Source organism: Ureibacillus sp. FSL W8-0352, assembly GCF_038004345.1.
Lineage (GTDB): Bacteria > Bacillota > Bacilli > Bacillales_A > Planococcaceae > Ureibacillus > Ureibacillus thermosphaericus.
On the sequence record NZ_JBBOQT010000001.1, the window covers coordinates 2,024,846 to 2,043,938 of the forward strand.

The window sequence follows — 19,093 nt, forward strand, 5'->3', positions numbered from 1 at the left end:
TTTTAATTATCTATCCTGCCTTCTCAACCCCAATAAAAAATCTAACCTATCAACTCAACCCCTATCACTTTCATGGTAGTTGATATGTTTCCTCAAAGAATAAAAATAAGGGTTTCCCGACATTAACGTCCTCGACAAAGATGTCATGAGAAAAATTCAATGTCAGGAAACCCTTTATCTATAAGTGCTTAAAGTATCTTTATTTCTCAACCCTTGACATCAATACCACGCACTCAACATGCAACGAGCGGGGTGGATTGATGTCTTTTACATTGTCGGTAGTCGGAAACACGTCATCGCCACTTTTTGCACTATCGGTATGAGGGAACATATCGACTAATTATAAAAACAAATTGATTTTTGGTGCTTGTTCGTATACTTTGCCTGATTTGTCTCTTGCAGCATTCTTCAATCCAAATCCGATACACATCCCCATTTGCATTGCTTCTGGACCATGAAGATTAGCATAATACGTATAAGCCATCTGTGTTTCTTCATCCCAGGCTCTCCACAACAAAGGACTAAGCACCATATTCTCAGAATATAGTGGTAAGATCATATTTAAGTAAAACTTAAGTTTATCTATTGATACAGTTTCAAGCTGGTTAAATAATTTTTCATAAATATGTTTTTCCGATTCTAGACAACTTAATAGTAACCACGACTGTGTTATTTCTGGGAAAATAGTAATTGCAATTCTATGCATAATTCCTTTTTTTGTATGTTTAATTCTTTTACCATTTACATCAAAGTCAGGAGCAATATACGCATAACCCGCAAACTTTATTTGTTCTGGAATCCTAATTGCACAAGTTACAACTCCTTCAAATGTATTTCCGATTATTTGTGAATCAAAATGTTGTTTTATAGGTTCAAACTCCTGCATCTTAAGCTGTAACATTCTATACATACCAATCATTTCTGGAGATTGAAATGCTATCGGATTGTCTCTAAAGTTACTTTGAAATATATCAAATGCTATTCTCTGCTTGTAATATTCAAAAATAAAAGCTTTATAAGCATATACAAATTTCATCTCTTCGCTTGTTTCATCAAAATCCGGAGCATCTTTTTCTATAACAGCAAAGGCTATATTATCATGATAATCACAAAAACAAGTTTCAGTAGTTGCATCATTAGCGCTTACTCTACTCAGTTCCACTATAGGGACTACTTCACCATTATATAAAGGAATGAGAAGAGGTTGTTTTTTTGTGTTTAACATATATACATGACGTTCCGAACCAGCTAATAAAGAAATAATCTTGTTGTTCTGTAACGCATGTGCTCCTTTGATTGGTCCTTTGCATTTTTCTTGATCTGGATGCATACAAAACTTCTTCATCGAAGCCCTCATTTTTTCCATTACCTGAACTTCTACGGGCTTTTTAGAAGGTTTTATTATTTGCGGTTTTCTCCCCTTACAACATTCTTGAAACCTTATATTGCTACCACATGGGCATGGTTCACTATCTTTTAATTTAAATTTCGGTAAGAACAAAACTTCACCCCTTACTTAATAATAATTCACTTTTCATCTGACTCCATGAAATTATCCTCAAATACAAACAAGTTAGAAACTGGAATTTGTTGGCGCAAATAAAAAGTTATATCAATATCTCCGACAGTCACTCCACCGCAAAGTGAACCTTTGAAAGTATGTACCTCACCTTTGGTATCTGTAATGGTCATTTCCCAAGTTCCTATATCGGTAGCATAGCAAGTCAATTGATCACTATCTAGATACTGGGAGAAAAGCTCCAATATTTTCTTTACTGCGGATTTCCCTATATTAAACTGTTGCTTTCTAGAAATCTCGAACCGACCAAAACCATTTCCATATTTATATCCTGTAAACCATATGCCACCATTAGCAGATATGGTCAAATGCTGTTCTACTTCGTCATCAGGAAGTGGTTCTGGACCGAAGCATATATTATTTGAAATAATTCTTACTTTTTGTATCTGCAATTGGAACACCTCCTCCGTAACTACTTAATACTTCTTCGGAAACTTTTCTTTTCCAAGCTGCCATAATGGTTCGTTTACTCCATTTTTCTTTCCCTGTTGGTGTTTTTATTCCACGTTTTTCTAATTCCTGCTTTATACCTATAATACTAAATCCGCCCAAATACAGCTCAAAAATCAACCGAACATTTCTAGCTTCTTCATTTTTTATAACTAGCAGACCGTTTTCATCATTTTCATAGCCATAGCATTTCCTGTTATATAGTTTAGAAGTTCCTTAGACGGCATGACGTTTATATCCCCATTTAATATTTTCACTTCATCCGCTGTATCTAAGCCTTCTTGTTCAAAAATAACACGTACTCCCAGTTCTCTTAGTTTGTTCAACCATTCAAGTACTTCAACCGTATCTCTACCAAATCGACTAATGTTTTTCGTTATCACAATTTCTAAGTCTTAGGATTCACAATCTTTTATCAGACGATGAAATGCTTTACGGTTAGACTTCGCTTTTCCTGAAGCAATATCTATATACGTATCAACAAGTAACCAGTTAGGGTCCCACCTGTTTATTAACATAAAATAAACTTAAGTGAAACCCTATAAACCTTGCTCTATCAATGCTTGAACAGCTAGTGTATTTATTCCCTTGACATCAATGCTACCAACTCCACATGACTTGATTGGTAATCGCAGATATATGGATGTAGTAGTGTTTGCCTTACAAGATATAAATAACTTAAAAATTCTAAGTAAAATTAAATTTACGATTATTATATTTTATAAATGCAAACTTTTTAAAATTGATGTGTAACATCTTGAAAATTTAATTACCTCATTAAATTAAAATTGTGTTGTAAAAATTTCAGCATAGATTGAACAGAAATAAAACCCGTTCGTTTAATAGGAAATTGTTCTATTCATGTTTTGAAATTTTTATAATAATTTTTCATGATAAATGTGTTTCTTCCTTTACCATCTAGCTGATCAAGATATCCAAGTAGCATTCTTAATTGATTATTTGAATAGCCCATTTTTAATCTTATATCTTTAGTGGAATCATTAGGTTTTCTAATTCTCATTATCTTTGTCATTTCATTAATATCAAACTGTGTTTTGAATGCCATAAATTGTGATAAATAATCTGAAATATTCACTTCATGAATAATATCTTTTTGTCCATCCCATTTAAATATGTTTATATGTTGTTGAAATAATTCTATATTATTTTCTTCAATTAAAAAACGGTAAATAAGATCAGCCTTAATGATCGGTTTATAATCATCTATATTTAAATATGACTTTTCCATTAGAAAAACAACAATTCCCATAAATAGATCAACTATTTGAAGAGGAATGGATTCATGCGATTCTTTATACCAGGCTTTATTAACATAATATTTCATACCACGATAAATTGCATGTGCATTCATTTGCTGCTTTAATTTTGAATATACTCTCATTCTTCCATATTCAGGACTGTGATCGACTACAATTTCAACTGTTCTATAATCGTTTGAAAGACCTCTAGTTAATCCATAAAAGAGTCTTTCTGGAATTTTAACATAAAATAAATTACGTAATTCTGTAACTGTAATATCGGCATTTCTAGCAAAATTAAATGCAATAGTATTATCTACAACAAAAATGTTAATTTGTAAGTTTGTTTTTATGAAATGGTGTAAACAATATATGTAAGGAGCAATATCTTTGTCATTTTTATATTCAGTAAAGTGATACTCACTCTTCTTACCTGTTATTCTTAAAATCTTATTTATATCCATCACTAAACTGTCACATATAGATTGTTCAACACCAAAAGCACCATAGTAAGAATATTTTTTCTTTGTATCTAATTTATTTGACTCGTCAAAAAAGATATTGTATTTCAAAAGTTATCACCTTCTTGACTATAAATGAATATTTGTTTATAATTTACATATAATATAGTATGTATTACTTCCAGTCACCGTTTTGATAGGGAGTTTTTAAAGAAGAGACCATCCAGTCACCGTTTTGACAGGAGTGGTCTTTTTTCACTTTAAATTTGTTTTGAATCCAAATTCATTAACCTTTTTATAAAAATTGATTAACATTATCATACCAACGCCGATTTCTACATCTTTTATAAATTTTGGGAAACAGTAGTATCGGTTATTCTAACTATTCTTAGGTTTAAAACCCCATTGAACTTAATTTATCTCTTCCTTTGATTAAAATCTGGGAGAAATACAAAGGGTTAAAAATTTTATAGTCTTCTATTCAACTTATACAGTAATTCCAAAAAAGACAAAATTGTTTAAACCTCTATAATTTCACTATTGTTCATTGTAAATTTTTCAACATATTTATTTGAAATTACCTTTTGATCTGTTACAAATGTAACACTATATCTTGCTCTAGTTAAAGCAACATATAAGCCTGCTTTAGTTTTCGGACTACTAACTGCCTCATAATCACCTTCTAAGAACTTTTTTATAGGACCATTCGGATAAATAAGTACTCTATCAAAAGTAAGTCCCTTAGACTTCCCGAAATTTATTGGTGATAAAGTTTCTGGAATATTTTTAGTCCTTTTATCATATCTCAAGACAACTGGAGAGAACTTTCTTACATAGTCATTAACTTCAGTACTTCGAATATAAAAAACACCATCATGTCCAGTTCTCTTGGTATTCTTTGAAATAGTTTTCGGCATATCAGGATATAATGAATCTGCTATATCACAAATTAACTGGTTACAACGAAAGCATTCCGTTTTATATTCAATTGAACACAAACCTTCATTCTCCCATTTCCTAAACAAATCAAAAATGGTTTCTCCTTTATACTTTTTATTTTTCCTTGAATTATTGGTAAAATAAGTAGCCTGTCGATTATCTCCAACTATAATACTATGTACTTTTGAATGTAATAACAAATATAGAAAATCTAAATCTGCCCCGGCTGTGTATGGCAAAATAAAAGTGCAGAGCTTTGCAAAGGAAAAATGCAGAGTCCTGCACTAAATTTTTGTGCATAAACAAAAAAAGACTTGCCAGTCACCCCAAGTCCCACTACAGTAATTGTGTCAAGCAATTGGTAGTGGAGGTAAGAAAGGATGCTAGCAATGTCTGATATTAATTGTATCAAACATTTAAGAAATAACAAAGGTTTATCTATTTCAGAAATACAAAGAACAATGGGAATTAATTGGCGAACAGCTAAGAAGTATGCGGATGAAGATCAACTCCCTAAACAGAAATCATTTAAAAAGAAAGGGATGATGTATGAGGAAAAGTGGGGAGAAATTGTTTCAGATTGGCTTTTTGAGGATTTAAAGTTAAGGAAAAAATTAAGAAGAACAAAGAAACAAATATTTGAAGAACTAAAGGAAATGGGTTTCCAAGGTTCTTATCGTACTGTTTGTTACTTTATCTCTGAATGGATGAATACTCACCAAGAAGAAAAGGATAAAGGGTATGAAAGATTAGAACATCCTCCGGGTGAAGCTCAAGTAGACTTTGGAGTAATGGAAGCTGTACAAGATGGAGAAATTGTGGATATTCATGCTTTAGTTATGACGTTTCCTCATAGTAATGCTGGATTTGCAGTACCGTTACCAGCTGAAAATCAAGAATGCTTCTTACATGGTCTCAATATTCTTTTTAAACAGGTTGGGGGAGTACCTAAAAGGATAAGAATCGATAATTTGACCCCCGCTGTGAAGAAAAAAAGGACAAAAAATGAAGAAGCACAATTAACTGATGAATTTGTTCAATTTCAGAATTATTATGGCTTTGATGTGCAGGTATGCAATCCAAGAAGTGGCCATGAAAAAGGAAATGTTGAGAATAAAGTTGGATATATACGCTATAACTTTTTTACTTCAGCTCCAATAATGGACAGCTATGAGGGTTTAACTGATCAATTATTTCATAAATTAGAGGCGGACAGAAATAGAATTCATTATGCCAAAAACGTACGTATTGAGGACTTATGGCAGGAAGAACGGGATTATCTTCTAGCGTTACCAGAAAAGCCCTATCCTGTATTTAAAGAGCATCTTGTTAAAGTAAACAAATATAATGAAGTGAAAGTGGATCAGACGTTGGTGTTTTTGGCAAGTAGAAATTGTATGAAATGGCAATTAAAAATGCATACATACACTTGCCAAATTCCATGGTTAACGTTGAGAGATTGAGTCTTTGTATCGGTGACTTTCACCATTGAAGATGATTAAATGAGAATGATGAATCAGCCGATCAATGACGGCCTCTGTTAAAATGGGATCGCCAAAGACATTATTCCATTGGCTAAAAGGTAAATTGGTTGTCACAATGATGCTTTTGGTTTCATAACACATGGAAATAACTTGAAATAATAACTCTGCCCCCTGTTTATGCAATGGAATATAGCCCAATTCATCAAGAATCAAGAGATCCAACTTTTCGATTTGATTGAGAAATTTACCAAGGTCACCTTTTTCATTGGCCTCCAATAAAGCATTGACAATGGAGGCGGCCGTATAGAACTTCACTCTTTTTCCTTGTTTTTTCATCAAATTGAGGGCGATGAGAGTGGAAAGGAATGTTTTACCGGTTCCCACTCCGCCATAGAAGATAAGGTTTTCCTGATTTTTCGTAAACTCACCTTCTAAAATATAATCTTTTGTGATGCCTGGGGCTAGTTGAATCTCCCGCCAATCATAAGGTTTATTTGGAATTTTCGGCAATGTCGCCTGTTTTAGTAGTAAATTTATCCTTCTCTCATCTCGATGCTGCACTTCTCGTTCAAACAGCTTCAGTAAAAATTCCTCATTTGTTTCCGCATGGATGGTATGGTAATTGGCTGGAATCCAGCTTAATTTTAGTCTTTTGGCATATTCCTTAATCATTTGTTCCATGATGCCACATCTCCTTGGGATTCGAATAGGCGGTCATAATGCCTTACTCCTCGGATGGCTTCCGGCATATCTGGAACGTGTTTTTTCGGTTGAATTGGCTCTCGTATACCTCTTCCATTGATTAATTGATAAAATACCTGTTTAATCGATTCTACTTTCGGATGACCATACTGGGAGGCAATCCTCAAAGCCTGTGTCGAAACTTCGAAATCATGTTCTTTTAGTAAAACAGCTAGTAGTTGTAATGCTTCCTTCTTTTCTTGAACGGTACAATTGGAAAAATAATTTTTCCATTCTTCCGGCATCTTTTCATAGAAATCCGTATATTTTAATGCATTTGGCCTTTTGGCCATTAACGTAAGATATGGTTGCCATTTCATTGATTTTTGTTTTGTGCCATATAAACGCTCGTGCTTGATAATCAGCTCATGCTCTTCTGTTAAAATGGCAATCTCATGATAAGAGATCTTTGCCAAAACCTTTTGTTTGGCAAAACGGGGAGACGTGGAATATAAATTGTTTTCTAAATGGATGAAACCGTACTTATCAGCCGTGACCTGCTCATATCGGACACATTCAAATTCTTTGGCTGGCAATTGAAGAAATAACGCTTGTTCTTCTTCAAATAATTCAGCGATGAGTCGCTCCTTCTCATAATGCGGACGATTCCAGTCCTTCTCACATTTCTCCCATAAAGATTCATTAAAACTTTCTAGTTGATAGATTGTTTGTTCAGGTAAAAAGAAATTGTTTCGAATATATTTCACCTTTGATTCGACATTCCCTTTTTCATTTCCGCTGGCTGGGTTGCAGAACTCGCATTCAAAGCCATAATGTAAAACGAATCGTTGAAATGTCTCTGTCAATTCTCTTTCTCCGTTTGGCAAGATCGTTTTTACGGCAGGGGAGAGATTATCAAAACGAATGACCCTTGGAACCCTTCCCATATAGTGAAAGATTCGTTTTAATCCTTCCAAGAAACATTCTTGATTTTGAGCTGGCATGACTTGCACATAGGCCGCATTACTGTAAGGGAATGAAACGACCAGGTAAGGAAAATCGACGTATTTCCCCTGATAGAGAAAAGGAGCTTCTCCAAAATCAACTTGAGCCGTTGCAGGTTTCGATTCTAAAGGTAACGCAGCTGGTTCACTTTGTTCGAGCAGTTCTTGTTTTCTTTTTGATACATAGAGCCGAACAGAACGATCTGAACCTGTAAATCCATATTCTTCTTTTAAGATTTCATACATTCGTTTCGCAGTTCTTCGATATTTTTTCTTCTTTGTCAAGTCCTCTTTAATCCATTGATCCAATATCGGTCTCACTGGATCCATCACTTTCGCTTTTCTCGTTTGTTTAACTTTTGAGGGATTGAAGTCTTCCATTTCCGCATACTTCTTCACTGTTCTTGGATCACGATTCATTCTTTTGGCAATATCGGAATAGGAACATCCTTTTTGGTTTGCTTCATATCTGATATAATGAATTTCAGCCACTGCTAACATCTCCTTGAATACCTCCCGTTGAACTGTTTTGTCCAACTAGGAGGGTAGTGTATTTGGGGAATGTTGGCAAGTGGTTTTTTGTTTTATAGGACCTGCATAAATTAATTGCCAAACGTTACATTTTTAGTTTGCCATAAACACCATCTTCTTTATTAAACCACCCTTTCTCAACTACATAGAGGTTGTATTTTAAATAAAATTAATAACTTATTTTGATTATTGATAATTTTTTATTCATGTTAATATCGGTAAATATAGGGAGGAATTGTAAGCCCGAATTCAAACGACGCATATCAATCGATCGTACCTCCCTGTAAGATAGAGTTATCGATTACAGAGGAGGTGTTTTTGTTTGGCAGTTGAAAAATTAAATATCGTCCCTGTCAATTTGGAATCCGATTCTGATTCAACTTCACCCTCAACGAGTCGTGGTCCTCTCAAACCTGTATGCGTTATTCAAGCAACAAATTTTAAAATCTCCTTTTACCCCGGTGTAAAACCTCACATCATTCAAACGGTCATCAAGGAGTTGAATAGCAGTGATTCATGATTTTACTAAGTGTAAAAATATCTATATCATTTGTGGTCGTACGGATATGAGAAAAGGAATTGATGGTCTTGCCACCTTAATTCAGGATTCTTTCGAACTGGATCCATATAGCAACGCCATTTTCTTATTTTGTGGACGGAAGAAAGACCGCTATAAATGTTTGTATTTTGATGGAGATGGCTTCGCCATGTTATACAAACGAATCGATAACGGCAAACTCCAATGGCCCAGAAATGAAAATGAGGTTCGAAATTTGACTCAACAGGAGCTTCGATGGTTACTCGAAGGGCTCTCGATTCAACAACCTAAAGCCATCCAAAAATCGAAAAAAGGTGTCTTCTAAATACCGATTCATGATATAATCAACTCTATATAGAATCAGTACGGAAAAGTGGTGGATGTTGTGAACAATGATTCATACGAAAAGTTAATTCAGTCATTAGAAGAGCAACTAGCTCATGCCAATCAAAAAAATGATGAATTGTTGAAACAAATTGAATTATTGTCACAACAAGTTCGTTATTTAACTAAACGGCTTTATGGCTCAAAATCTGAAAAATCAAAGTATCAAGCTCCAGACGGACAGTATTCTTTGTTTGATGACGACTCTTTTTTTAATGAACCTGAGCACACAGGAGAAAAAAGCACGGACACTGTGACATACACAGTTGTTCGTAAACGACATAACAAGAAAAAACGAAATGATTCTTTTATGGATGGTTTAGAAATTGAAGAAATTCATCATCATCCAGAAAACTTACAATGCGAGTGTTGTCAATCACCTATGACAGAGATTGGCAGCACGATTGTACGAGAAGAAGCAAAATTCATACCAGCTACTATGAAGCGTGTTCAGCATATTGAACACGCTTATGAGTGCAGGTCTTGTAAAAAAGATTCGAATAAAGACTCACAAATCAAACGTGGAAAAGCACCGCAACCTGCCATTCTGCGAAGTATCGCAGGACCAACGGTCTTAGCAAAACTCATCTATGATAAATTTATTCTTTATTTACCCTTATATAGGCAGGTAAAGGAATGGCATCGTTATGGTTTACTAACCAATGATAAGAACCTATCCAACTGGGTGATTCGCACGGCAGAAGATTGGCTTCTTCCATTATATAATCGAATGAAAGAAACCCTCATGAAAAAATCAATTCTTCATGTCGATGAAACCTATGCCCAAGTATTGAACCGCTCAGATGGAAAGCCAGCTCAATCTAAAGCTTACAACTGGGTGTTCCGTAGCGTAGGATCTCAAGGTCCAGCAATTGTTCTGTTCCATAGTGCTTTATCCCGAAGTCGGGAAATTTTGACTGACTTTATGAAAGGCTTTAAAGGGACGATTATCTGCGATGGATATTCTGCATACCATGATGTGCCAAATATTCATTTTGCCAACTGCTGGGCTCATGTTCGTCGATACTGGTTAAAAGCCGAAAGTAAAAATGGACGGATTGGTGTCGATTATTGTGATCGACTTTACCGCCTAGAACGGAAATTTAAGAAACTTCGGCCGAGCGAACGGAGAAAAGCTAGACAAAAAGAGTCCAAACCTATCGTTGAGGCATTTTTCAAATGGATTGACGAATCTCCTTTCTATGGGAAGAATGCCCTTGCCAAAGCTGCGGAATATACATTGAAGCACGCCGAAGGTTTAAAAGCTTTTCTGTATGATGGACGCATTGAAATGGACAACAACCCAGCTGAAAATGCGATTCGGCCGAATGTCATTGGACGAAAAAACTGGCTGTTTTCCGTGAGTGAATCGGGAGCCGATGCAAACGCCATCTGTTTAAGCTTGGCTGAAACGGCAAAAGCTAATGGAATTGATTTTTATCAATACTTAGTGAAAGTATTGTCGGAACTCCCAAGTTTACCAATCCATCAACAGCCAGAAATATTAGATCGCTATTTGCCATGGTCGAAAACAATTTGTGAATCATGTGCAATGGCAAAATAGCCCTTAATCCGAAAAAATATTGGATTGAAGGGCTATTCGTCGTGCGTACCAGAGGGTGCGCATTTTTTTATTTATCTCACATATTTCGGGCTTACGAGGAATTAAACAAAAATTTTATTTACTGCCAGACATCGATTTAAAATGAAAAAAGAACGAATTCACCAATGGAATTCGTCCTTTTTGTATTCTGTCTATTTTAGTTATTTCTATCTTTATTCATTTAATTTTGCTAGAATTTCTCGGATAAATGCAGGTTCATCTTTCGGTTTGCGAGATGTGATGATGTTTTCACTAACAACAACTTCCTCATCTCGATCATCTGCACCTGCTAGTTTCACGTCGTCTCAAATATCGATGTAGCACCTTGAACTTTTCCTTTTAGGATATGCTAATCATCACCTGTGGTCCGTGACAAATGCCAACAATAAGTTCACCTTGTTCATACACTTCTTTTACGACAATGTCATCATTAATACGCAATGCTTCCGGAGCACTATCACCTGGAATTACAACAGCATCAAATTCTTCTGCTTTAGCTTCTTGTATGCAAAATCCAGGATTCTCATGATTCTTGTTTAGAAACTTCCTCAGGAAGTCGACATTCAGTTGGATAAACCTTTCCACTTTTCATAACAAAAGCACAGTCCATTAATGCATAAGGGTCTTTTAGCAAGTCGCGTTTCCATGCTGAAATATCAGCAAGCTTACCTACTTCTATTGTGCCAACTATATCATTAATTTCACATATTTCTGCATTAATTCTAGTTGCTGCAGCCAATGCACGGAAAGGATCCATGCCATTATTTAACCAAGCCCAGTATTCCCAGCCATGTTCATAAGCATTATGAACTGTTACAAAATCAGTACCATAACCTAATTTAATTTTACTGTTAATGATCACTTCTCGTCCCTTAACTAATCTTTCCTTATAAATCTTTAATTTTCTTTGAAATTCTGGTGACTTTTTAGTTATACTAGCTTCATCACCATGGATGGCATCTTCATAAGGCATGAATGTGGGAACCAAGTACGTTCCATGTTCCTCCATCATCCTTGCTGTTTCTTCATCCATTAATGCTCCATGTTCAATTCCAGTAATTCCGAATTTAACAAGTTTTTGAATTAAATTTGGAGCATATGCATGAGCTGTGGTAGGTATACCTAACTCATTGGCAGTATCAATGATTGCTTTAAATTCCTGGTCATTCATTTGAATATCTTCTGGAGAATCATTAGGTGTAGCGAAACCGCCTGTCGCCATTATTTTAATGAAATCTGCCCCTAACTTTACTTCTCGTCGTACTGCATTTACAAAAAAGTCAGGTCCACTTCCACATCCAGGATAATTACTTTGTAAATAATCAGCAAGGTGTGGATTTGTACTTACAATCTGTGTCATATCTCCATGACTACCAGGTGTACACATAAAATGAGGCGCTACAATTAGTCTTGCTCCTTCAATATATCCTTTTTCAACTGCACGTTTAACATCCAATGCATAGTCTTCACGGAACCATCCGACTGAGCGAATTGTTGTAAAGCCACCAGCTAGCGATTTTTTTACTGTATTCGCAACCGCAAGAGCCCTCCATCCATCTGAATAATAAATGGTATCATTATAAGTATCTCGCCAATCAAAAAATTGTGGATGAACATGGGCATCAATCATGCCTGGAGTTACAGTTGCATCTGATAAATCAATTATTTCTGTACCTTCTGGAAAAGATAAATTTCTGCCAACAGCAACGATTTTTTCTCCTTCTATTAATATTTCCATATTTTCTTGTAATTCAGCTTTTATACCATCGTATAATTTCCCACATTTAATTTTTATAATTTTATCAGATTTCACTTTAAACGTATCCCCTCTCATTATTCTATGAAACTGTCAATAATTGAATATCTCGAGGATGTTTAGTTATTAATTCACATCCTTCTTTTTGAACAATAACCGTATCACTACATCTAAATCCACCTACTCCAGGGATATATATTGCTGGCTGAACAACGAGAACCATATTTTCAGCTAAAGTTTCTTGGCTATCAAACCTCAAATAAGGCGCTTCCCCCATGCTAATTCCTAACCCTGAGCCAGAGCGATGAACAAAATATTCATCAACATCAGCTTTTTTGAAAACTTTTCTTATCGCTTGATCGACTTCTGCCGCTGAAATTCCCGAACGAATTACATTCAATGCTTCCGAATGCGCCTCAAGTACTATGGAATAATATTTAATCATTTCCTTGCTAGGATTTCCTACAAACACCATGCGATCACATTGAGCACGATAACCATTAATAGCAACTTGTCTACATAAGATTACAGCATCTCCAAGTTGAATCTTGCGATTGCTCGAATTTGTATGAGGCATTACTGTTCTATCAGTTCCAGAAGTGGTCATAATAAATGTTGATAAGCTAGCATCGGATAAGTTTTGCAAGACTTCTTTTCTTAAATAAAAAGCACCTTCTTGTTCCAATTCAATTTCAGTAATGCCAGGATGAGTGATATCCAAAGTTTTTTTATTCATCAAATCAACATATTTAGCAGATAATCGAATCTCTTTTAACTCTTTCGTATCTTTAATGGAACGCATTTTTATTAGATAGTTACTAATATTCTGCACATCAAATCCTATTTCTTTTAATAGTTTTAAATCTGATAATGATAATTTATTTTCTTCTACTCCTATAAGTTTTTCGTCTGCAACTTGCTCCACAATAAGTGCTAAACAATCATGAAAACTTAAGCACTCTTCACTATCAACCGGATGTTCATAATATATTGCAATATCAATATTATTAGTTTCTTTCTTAGCACTCTCGGCAGAGGTTGCAGGAACAATCAACACACATTTTTCTTGACCTAAAACTAATCCAAAAGGACGTGAGTGAACTGCTGCAAGAAATCCAGTTAGATAAAATATATTATCCAAATCTTGAACAAGAATATTATGAATTCCTATTTTTCTTAGGGAATTTAATAAATTTTCACGACGTTTTTGAAAGTACATATTTTCCTCCTATAATAAATAAATTACTGATCATATGGTTTGTCTTTCGTCTCTTTATAGAGGAAAATCGTCGCTAATAAAGAGAGGCACATAGTTAAACACATATAAATTGGTACCATTAAAACATTCCCTGTAATAGAAATCAGCCATGTTGCTATCATCATTGTCGTACCTGCAAATACAGCACTACCTAGTTGATATGGTACCGAGAAACCACTAACTCTTACTTTTGCAGGGAAAAGCTCAGACATTGCAACCGTATTCGGTGCTTGGAACATTGCAAAAATCATTGCTTCCAAGCAGACAACGATAGCCATTACAAAGTAGCTATCTGTATTTGCCAAAATACTAAATAGAGGATAACTAAATAACACAATTCCACCCGAACCAAGAAGCATTAGTGGTCTTCTACCAAATTTATCAGCAAAGTATCCTGCAATTGGCAAAGATATCATGTAAGAAACTAATGTTAGAGCTGTTAAAGAAAAACCAGCATTTATTGGCAATTTTAGGAATTCAGAAATATATGTTGGCATGAAGCTCAAAATTAACCAATAAGTTACAAAAGCACCGCTAATGAGTAAAAAGCATGTTATCATGCCGATTTTATGATTTTTAAATGCTTCTTTTAAAGGATTGTTAATATCATTAGATTCTTTTGTTTCCTTGAAAACTGGTGTTTCATCTACCCCTCGGCGAAAAAAATAACCAAATATAGCTATTACTATTCCGAGCAGAAATGCAATGCGCCAAGCCCAGTCATTTATTGCTTCAGCCGAAAGAATATTACTTATTAACAAACCTAAAAGCGAACCTAATAGTAAACCAGCAGCTGATCCAACTTGTGAAAAACTTACAATAAATGCACGATTATTAGGTTTTGCATACTCTCCTAAGAAGGATACAGCACTACCCCATTCTCCACCTGCAGAAATTCCTTGAAGTAATCTGCAAATTGTTAAAATAATAGGAGCTGCCAAACCAATTTGCGCGTAAGTTGGTAAAATCCCCATAATAAATGTACTTATTCCCATTAAAATAACTGTTATTGAAAGAGTATTTTTTCGTCCGATTTTATCTCCAAAGTATCCAAATAAAAAACCGCCAATTGGACGAGCAACAAAGCCCAAACCAAAAACCATAAATGATAAGATTAAACTAACCATCGGATCATTTGCTGGGAAAAAATTAGCTGAAATAGCGACAGCAAAGAAACCATAAATTCCATAGTCAAACCACTCTAATATGTTACCGATAATTCCAGCCACTAAAAATTTATTCCTTTTTTCTGGCTTATTCGATAAAACTTGATCCTCACTTTGTGTTTGTAAATTTGTTGTCATCCTTCAACCCCCATTTAGCTTAACGTATTGTCAAAACTTTATATAGAAATAGGTTATAGAATCCTATATTAGAGGGCTTTATAAGCAAAAAACTTGCCACCCCCTTAAAATTAGGGTATTTATGAGGTAACCACACACTCAAAAATCCCTAATAAAGGAAGTGACAAGTTGTTACCTCAATTATTAACCTATTTGCTTGAATATATCAAGTACCAAGATCAAATGATTCGAACATTACTTACCCTTCTGATTGGAAAAAACATGTTTGATAAGCCAACTGAAAAGCCTGTCAATAAGCCTTATCAAAAACTCCAGGTGGATGAGCTGCCAATCATTGAAACTCTACAAAAGCTCGATTATCAAATTCTTCTCAAAGAATATTTGGAGAAGAACGGGAAACCTCTCAAACCTGTTCAGAGGCGTTCCAATTCAAAAGGTAAAGTACCTTCATCCATGAAATGTCCAAGGTGTGGTGCTCCGTCAGATTATCTTTATGCCAATAACGGAGGTAAAGGACAGTATCAATGCAAGGTGTGTGCGTGTCTGTTTAATAAAAAGAATCAATATGCCAAGGAGGCTATACTAAAATGTCCACACTGTTCGAAAACACTCGAGAAGATCAAGGAAAGAAAAGATTTTCTCGTATTTAAGTGCAAAAACAATGACTGTCCGTATTACAAAAAGAAACTGCAAGGAATGTCTAAAAAAGAGAAAAAGCAGTTCGAAAAGGATTCTCCGTCTTTTAAAGTTCGATACATATTCCGTCAGTTTCAAATTGATTATCAGCCGTTAGCCAAACATTCACCTAAGAAGCCAAAAGTGGATTTGTCCAGGCTTCATGTGTCACCGCACACATTGGGGCTCATTTTAACCTACCATGTAAACTATGGCTTATCGGCTCGGAAAACAGCTGCACTGATGAAGGATGTTCATGGCGTACCCATCTCTCACCAGAGTATATTGAATTACGAAAACAGCGTAGCACTTCTTCTCAAACCTTATGTGGATCATTATCCTTACGAGCTTTCTGATCAATTCTGCGGAGACGAAACATACATTAAGGTGAATGGTCGTTGGCATTATCTTTTTTTCTTTTTTGATGCGGTAAAGAAAATTATTCTGTCCTACCCTGTTTCTCCAAATCGTGATACGGTATCAGCCATTCGTGCGATTGATGAGGCCTTATGGAAGATGAAAGAGATCCCGGAAGACCTCACCTTTGTCGTAGATGGCAATCCGATTTACCTTTTAGCACAACACTTTTTTGCCCAGCACGGTATTACGTTTGATGTGAAGCAGGTCATTGGACTAACCAACGAAGACCAGGTTTCAACGGAATACAGACCGCTAAAACAAATTATTGAAAGACTGAATCGAACATTTAAGGGCAATTACAGATCGACACACGGATTTGGATCCGATCACGGATCCGTTTCTTATGTGACTTTGTTTGTGGCTTATTTTAATTTCTTGCGGCCACATTCAGCCCTGGAAGGCAAAGTGCCTGTAGTTATTCCAGAGCTAAAAGGACTGCCGAATATGCCTGCACGTTGGACAAAACTGATTGGTTTAGCTCAACAATGGCTAGTAGAGCAAACTGCCTAACTTTTTGTTTAGCAGAGCCCTTACCAGCATCGGCGAAGCGAACTCTTGACAAACCGAACCAGTCAATGGTTTAAAATGGGAATTGGCAAGGGCTTCTTTGGTGTGCCTTCTTTTTGTTCCCTTCGCCCTTGTTGGTTCGAAATCAAACCATTGACGTGTTTGTCAAGAGCGATTGCGGCGGCATTTCCTCTAGTTTCGCTAGATCACATCCCTCCAAAACTAAGTTTTCATAGATTTTTTGACACTACCTAGCTTAAAATATTATAAATAACAGATAATTCAGATATATCTGAATTTATGAGTATTATAAATTATACTTCTAAAAAAAACATTGGTTTCAGAAAATAAAAAAATCTGATTACATTGTAATCAGAAAACAATTCATATCTATAATTAATGTTTTTCTTTCAATTCTATCTCAGAATAGTAAAGATAATATTCTAATGCAATCAACAATTCTAAATAATTTGCTTTATCGTCAACTTTAATTTTTAATATATCTTCTATTTTTTTAATACGATATTTAATTGTGTTTGGATGTAAATGAAGTCGCTCTCCACTATCCTTTAAACTAAAAAATGTTGATAAATATACATATAAAGTTTTAATTAAATCTGTATTATGTTTTTGATCGTAATTAATTAGGGGCTGAAGGTAATCTACATGATAATCTTTTAATAGCTCTGAATTTCTCATAAAATATAAAATTTTTTTGATGCCCAATTCATCCCAGCTATAAAAAGATTTATCACAAACACCGGAATAATGAAGGGCTATATTCGCTTGCTCATATAAGGCTTTTAAATTGTTAACTGTCAACTTTTTTAATCTTCCGCTTAGACCAATATGTATTCCCTTTTCTTTGGTTAGGATACTGATATTTTCTTGACTTACTTTTGGCACTAAAGCAATTATTTTATTATCTTTTATCCAGACGAAATTATTAGATGGATTTTTGAATATTGTTTCTGTTAAAGTATAGTATTCTCTTAACCTAGACTTGTCCTTTGGTTTAATAATTAATAAATAATTTATGTTTTTTAAATTAAAGTAAAAATCCTCCATTTTAATGCCCGAGATTTTTTTATCTTTGAAAATTCTTTCTAAAAGCTTTATATCCTTATTTTTATAATACTCTTTAATTTGATTTTTTTTCATTGCATCCAAAGTTAATGTGGTTAACATGTTTCTGATAATTATCTCACGGTAAGGAAGTTCATTATTTCGTTGCCCAATGATTAAATAACCAAAAAAATCAGTTGTATTATTTATAGGTAGTATATTAAAGTTTCCAAGAGTTTTCTGACTAACTATTTTTTTAGGCTTAAGGGTAGTACGAATTTCATGAAAAACTTCATAATTTTCATTAATTATCTCACTTATTTCATTTCTTATATTAGATTGCTCCCTTGGGGTCCATAATAATTCAACTTTCAAATGATTATTAAGGCAAATAATAAATTCATTTAAGTGCCTACCTATTGCTTGAATAATAAAATTAATATCTTTACTATTTACTAGTGCATCCAACATTCTTTGATTAATTTGCTCAATTTCATTTTTTATTTTTAACCGTTCTTTATTAACAAGATAATTATATTTCTCGAATAAAATATAGTAAGGAACATCCTCTGGAATATAAAATAGAGGTATATTTTCTTTATTAACTAATTCAATTAATTCTTCTGGCACTTTTGAATAAACTACGTTATGGACAAAAATTGCACTAATCCCTACTTGTGCATACCATTTAAAATGTTCGATTATTTCATCATTGCTCTTAAATCCATAAAAGGTTGTTAAAATAACTGTGTTTTTCAGAACTCTCGCACTTTTAAAAGGAAATTCCTGAACAGCAAGATATTCAATTTCTCTATCCAATCCATCTATCCCAGCAATAAGTTTTATTCCTACAGCGACTAATTCATTTTTAAAATCTCCTACTTTTATCATAAACCTTACCTCGATTTCAATTTAAAATACTGTCCCTCTGACTACATTTTTGTGGCGCGCTATAACGCTTTTGCAATCTCAATTAATTAACTCTTTTATAGAAGAACTTAAACGACATTAGGAAATTAACTAAAATATTCCATTAAATATTTTACCATTTTTTTCTTTTAGGCTTTTTATTGAATTTTACGAAAATATAAAAATAATTCCTTTCACTTCAAAACTCATCACATTCAATCTTTCTAAAAATAGTAAATTGCTGTTTGTAGATAAAATAAATCCCTTAAATGTGACGAACACATCA

Annotated in this window: 19 protein-coding genes; 5 read left to right on the forward strand and 14 right to left on the reverse strand. The window is 34.4% G+C overall.

What is annotated here, in order from left to right:
* Positions 1-340 precede the first annotated feature (340 nt).
* The 6 genes from NST98_RS10350 to NST98_RS10375 all read right to left on the reverse strand — a co-directional run bounded on the left by NST98_RS10350 (position 341) and on the right by NST98_RS10375 (position 4,927).
* The gene (locus NST98_RS10350; RefSeq protein ID WP_092561645.1) at positions 341-1,501 is read right to left on the reverse strand and encodes an SEC-C domain-containing protein; all 1,161 of its coding nucleotides are present in this window, start codon (positions 1,499-1,501) and stop codon (positions 341-343) included.
* Between the two features lie 26 nt (positions 1,502-1,527).
* Positions 1,528-1,971, reverse strand: a complete 444-nt coding sequence (locus tag NST98_RS10355) for a hypothetical protein (protein ID WP_092561643.1) — start codon at positions 1,969-1,971, stop codon at positions 1,528-1,530.
* On the reverse strand, positions 1,937-2,188 hold the full coding sequence (locus tag NST98_RS10360) for a recombinase family protein (protein ID WP_445684056.1): 252 nt from the start codon (positions 2,186-2,188) through the stop codon (positions 1,937-1,939). Before NST98_RS10360 ends, NST98_RS10355 begins: the two co-directional genes overlap by 35 nt.
* A complete protein-coding gene (locus NST98_RS10365) occupies positions 2,182-2,412 on the reverse strand; it encodes a recombinase family protein (protein ID WP_340715067.1) in 231 nt (76 codons plus the stop codon). Before NST98_RS10365 ends, NST98_RS10360 begins: the two co-directional genes overlap by 7 nt.
* A gap of 476 nt (positions 2,413-2,888) precedes the next feature.
* Positions 2,889-3,860 (reverse strand): DUF3800 domain-containing protein, encoded by a 972-nt coding sequence (locus NST98_RS10370; RefSeq protein WP_340715068.1) that lies wholly within the window; start codon positions 3,858-3,860, stop codon positions 2,889-2,891.
* Positions 3,861-4,267: 407 nt separating this feature from the next.
* A complete protein-coding gene (locus tag NST98_RS10375; RefSeq protein ID WP_340715069.1) occupies positions 4,268-4,927 on the reverse strand; it encodes a hypothetical protein in 660 nt (219 codons plus the stop codon).
* Between the two features lie 141 nt (positions 4,928-5,068).
* Here NST98_RS10375 and istA (NST98_RS10380) point away from each other — a divergent pair, with 141 nt between their 5' ends.
* A complete protein-coding gene (gene istA, locus NST98_RS10380) occupies positions 5,069-6,151 on the forward strand; it encodes an IS21 family transposase (RefSeq protein ID WP_340715070.1) in 1,083 nt (360 codons plus the stop codon).
* On the opposite strand, the gene istB is transcribed toward istA (NST98_RS10380), so the two are convergent.
* Both istB and istA (NST98_RS10390) read right to left on the reverse strand, forming a co-directional pair.
* On the reverse strand, positions 6,134-6,853 hold the full coding sequence (gene istB / locus NST98_RS10385) for an IS21-like element helper ATPase IstB (RefSeq protein WP_013399917.1): 720 nt from the start codon (positions 6,851-6,853) through the stop codon (positions 6,134-6,136). The genes istA (NST98_RS10380) and istB overlap by 18 nt on opposite strands.
* Positions 6,841-8,358 carry an IS21 family transposase gene (istA, locus tag NST98_RS10390; protein WP_340715039.1) on the reverse strand — a complete coding sequence of 506 codons (1,518 nt, stop codon included), beginning with the start codon at positions 8,356-8,358 and terminating at the stop codon, positions 6,841-6,843. Before istA (NST98_RS10390) ends, istB begins: the two co-directional genes overlap by 13 nt.
* Positions 8,359-8,710: 352 nt before the next feature.
* Between istA (NST98_RS10390) and NST98_RS10395 the strand changes: the two genes are divergently transcribed.
* Genes NST98_RS10395 through tnpC form a run of 3 tightly spaced genes read left to right on the forward strand, consistent with a single transcriptional unit; the run spans position 8,711 to position 10,874 of the window.
* Positions 8,711-8,908: a hypothetical protein gene (locus NST98_RS10395; RefSeq protein ID WP_096550383.1), complete on the forward strand. Its 198-nt coding sequence runs from the start codon at positions 8,711-8,713 to the stop codon at positions 8,906-8,908.
* Positions 8,898-9,251: an IS66 family insertion sequence element accessory protein TnpB gene (gene tnpB, locus NST98_RS10400; RefSeq protein WP_222837117.1), complete on the forward strand. Its 354-nt coding sequence runs from the start codon at positions 8,898-8,900 to the stop codon at positions 9,249-9,251. The genes NST98_RS10395 and tnpB overlap by 11 nt, the downstream gene beginning before the upstream one ends.
* 48 nt (positions 9,252-9,299) lie before the next feature.
* The gene (gene tnpC, locus NST98_RS10405) at positions 9,300-10,874 is read left to right on the forward strand and encodes an IS66 family transposase (protein WP_445684030.1); all 1,575 of its coding nucleotides are present in this window, start codon (positions 9,300-9,302) and stop codon (positions 10,872-10,874) included.
* 212 nt (positions 10,875-11,086) lie between these two features.
* Here the strand turns inward: tnpC and NST98_RS10410 are convergent, their stop codons facing one another.
* The 5 genes from NST98_RS10410 to NST98_RS10430 are packed head-to-tail and all read right to left on the reverse strand — an operon-like array spanning position 11,087 to position 15,231.
* Positions 11,087-11,212, reverse strand: coding sequence for a DJ-1/PfpI family protein (locus NST98_RS10410; protein WP_340715071.1), 126 nt, complete (start codon positions 11,210-11,212; stop codon positions 11,087-11,089).
* A gap of 40 nt (positions 11,213-11,252) precedes the next feature.
* A complete protein-coding gene (locus NST98_RS10415) occupies positions 11,253-11,498 on the reverse strand; it encodes a DJ-1/PfpI family protein (RefSeq protein ID WP_340715072.1) in 246 nt (81 codons plus the stop codon).
* On the reverse strand, positions 11,437-12,726 hold the full coding sequence (locus NST98_RS10420; RefSeq protein ID WP_340715073.1) for an amidohydrolase family protein: 1,290 nt from the start codon (positions 12,724-12,726) through the stop codon (positions 11,437-11,439). Before NST98_RS10420 ends, NST98_RS10415 begins: the two co-directional genes overlap by 62 nt.
* Positions 12,727-12,751: 25 nt before the next feature.
* Entirely contained in the window at positions 12,752-13,888 is a 1,137-nt protein-coding gene (locus NST98_RS10425; protein WP_340715074.1) for a M24 family metallopeptidase, read from the reverse strand.
* Between the two features lie 23 nt (positions 13,889-13,911).
* Positions 13,912-15,231 carry an MFS transporter gene (locus tag NST98_RS10430; RefSeq protein WP_340715075.1) on the reverse strand — a complete coding sequence of 440 codons (1,320 nt, stop codon included), beginning with the start codon at positions 15,229-15,231 and terminating at the stop codon, positions 13,912-13,914.
* A 168-nt stretch (positions 15,232-15,399) separates the two neighbouring features.
* Between NST98_RS10430 and NST98_RS10435 the strand changes: the two genes are divergently transcribed.
* A complete protein-coding gene (locus tag NST98_RS10435; RefSeq protein ID WP_340714312.1) occupies positions 15,400-16,836 on the forward strand; it encodes a DDE-type integrase/transposase/recombinase in 1,437 nt (478 codons plus the stop codon).
* Between the two features lie 393 nt (positions 16,837-17,229).
* On the opposite strand, the gene NST98_RS10440 is transcribed toward NST98_RS10435, so the two are convergent.
* Positions 17,230-18,789, reverse strand: a complete 1,560-nt coding sequence (locus tag NST98_RS10440) for a PucR family transcriptional regulator (protein ID WP_340715076.1) — start codon at positions 18,787-18,789, stop codon at positions 17,230-17,232.
* Between the last annotated feature and the right edge of the window lie 304 nt (positions 18,790-19,093).